The sequence below is a fragment of the Ferviditalea candida genome, from assembly GCF_035282765.1.
In the GTDB taxonomy this organism is placed as follows: Bacteria; Bacillota; Bacilli; order Paenibacillales; family KCTC-25726; genus Ferviditalea; species Ferviditalea candida.
In genome coordinates, this window is sequence record NZ_JAYJLD010000084.1 from 1 (window position 1) to 1,934 (window position 1,934).

Annotated in this window: 1 protein-coding gene and 1 pseudogene; one reads left to right on the top strand and one right to left on the bottom strand. The window is 49.7% G+C overall.

Features of this window, described 5'->3' with window-relative positions; genetic code table 11:
- Positions 1 to 98: 98 nt before the first annotated feature.
- Positions 99 to 815 (bottom strand): annotated as a pseudogene (gene istB, locus VF724_RS21075) (IS21-like element helper ATPase IstB); the annotation flags it as partial.
- 262 nt (positions 816 to 1,077) lie between these two features.
- Here istB and sigK point away from each other — a divergent pair.
- Complete coding sequence (gene sigK, locus VF724_RS21080) at positions 1,078 to 1,800, top strand: RNA polymerase sporulation sigma factor SigK (protein WP_371756202.1); 723 nt, start codon at positions 1,078 to 1,080, stop codon at positions 1,798 to 1,800.
- The last annotated feature ends 134 nt before the right edge of the window (positions 1,801 to 1,934 follow it).

A 1,934-nucleotide genomic window follows, 5' to 3' on the forward strand; every position in this document is an offset into this window, starting at 1 on the left:
GTTCGATACAGTTCCTGAAGATTCATTCGTTTACCGCCGACATCATAACGCTGCTTCATATCTCTGATCATGCCGATGACGTGAAGTCCTTTCGCCATCGTTTCCTTCATGCGATAGGAGTTCCCATTCATGTTGACCAAGTAAGATTGATGCGTTAAGCGGTCAATCATCGCTGCGGTCATCACCGGATCCTGAAAGATCTCTCCCCACCGCTCAAACGACAGGTTCGTCGTAATAATCGTTGACTTCCGGCCGGCGCGAAGAGACAGGTGAGTAAATAAGAGTTCCGAGCCTTCGGCAATGACCAGATCGTACTTCTCAAAGCGGTTTTGAAATACGCGCAGGGTTTGCTGCGCCCGGCACTCCTTGATCCGGTTGATGAGAAGGGGGACGGTGGTAAACCACACCTTGTAGCCCTCCAAACAGGCTTTCAGACCAAGCCCTGTGGCAATGTGGGTCTTTCCAGTGCCCGAATTTCCCGCCAGAATGACGTTGCGTCCTTCCGGGATAAACTCCAGCGTCTTGAGCATTTTGAGTTTCTTCTGCGCATCCTCAGGCAGGTCCTGGATCGACAAATCTTCGAGATATTTTTTATGCGTGAATTCGGCCATCCGAATTCGGTTGTATCGGGATGCTTCCCGTCGGGCGTCACACTCTTTTTCCAAGATCTCAGCCAAAAATTCTTCGTAACAAACATCTCGCTGGTTCGCCTCCTGGACGTGCTCGTCCAGATGCTTACGAATCATGGGGAGCCTCAGTTCCTTGCTGTATTCCATAATCGCATCTTTCCACGCCTTGCGCGGCGAGTGACTCATGCTGCGTCATCCTCCTTCGTTTCTAACGTATGGGTATGAAACAGGTCATCGTACGCACGCAAATGTTCGACCGACCGATCTTCGATCTCTTGACCGGATTCGGAGAGCGTCTCTTGAATCCCATCACCGGATGCCCTTTGTGCTGTAGAGCACGGTCCTTTCTTTCCCGTACAGGCACTTCCGGGCATCCGCCCACATACAATGTAACAATCTGCATCTGTATACGTTGTATGTTCCGCAATTCATGGGAGGTGGTATCGGAGTGCCTGCTTTTTTTGCCGCGTTAGCCTTGTTCATTAAGGAATTGATGCTGCTCGTTTCCTATGTGAAGAACAACGCCTTCCCGCAGCCGCTGACGGAAGAAGAGGAGATCAAGCACCTTCGCCTGATGGCGAAGGGCAATTCGCAGTCGCGGAACAAGCTGATCGAGCACAATCTTCGTTTGGTGGCCCATATTGTAAAGAAATTCGATAATACCGGAGAGGATTTGGAGGATCTGATCTCCATCGGCACCATCGGCCTGATCAAGGCGATCGAAAGCTTTCAGCCCGATAAAGGGACGAAGCTCGCCACCTTTGCAGCGAGGTGCATTGAAAACGAGATCCTCATGCATTTGCGTTCGCTGAAGAAAACCCGCAAGGATGTTTCGCTGCATGATCCCATCGGGACGGATAAAGAAGGCAATGAAATTACCCTGATCGATATTCTCGGGACGGATTCGGATGAAGTCATCGACAAAGTGCAGTTGAAAATAGAAAAAAGCAAAATATACCAAAATTTGGATATCCTTGATGAACGGGAACAGGAGGTCATTCGAGGGAGATTCGGTTTGGAGAAGGGCGGAGACGAACGAACGCAGCGAGAGATCGCCAAAGAGTTGGGGATTTCCCGCTCATATGTATCCCGAATCGAAAAGCGGGCTTTAATGAAGCTGTACCATGAGTTTTATAAAATGAAGGAACGCGATCGCAACCGGCCAAAGTAAAGGGCAATTTTGAGCAATAAATCAGGCGAGCGGGGTTTGTCAAACGTCTGAGAAAATGTCACCTTAACTCGTCCGAGAAAATGTCACTTTTGTAGTGTTCCGAGCCACCGTTAGGTGGCTTGGACTGTCTTTGA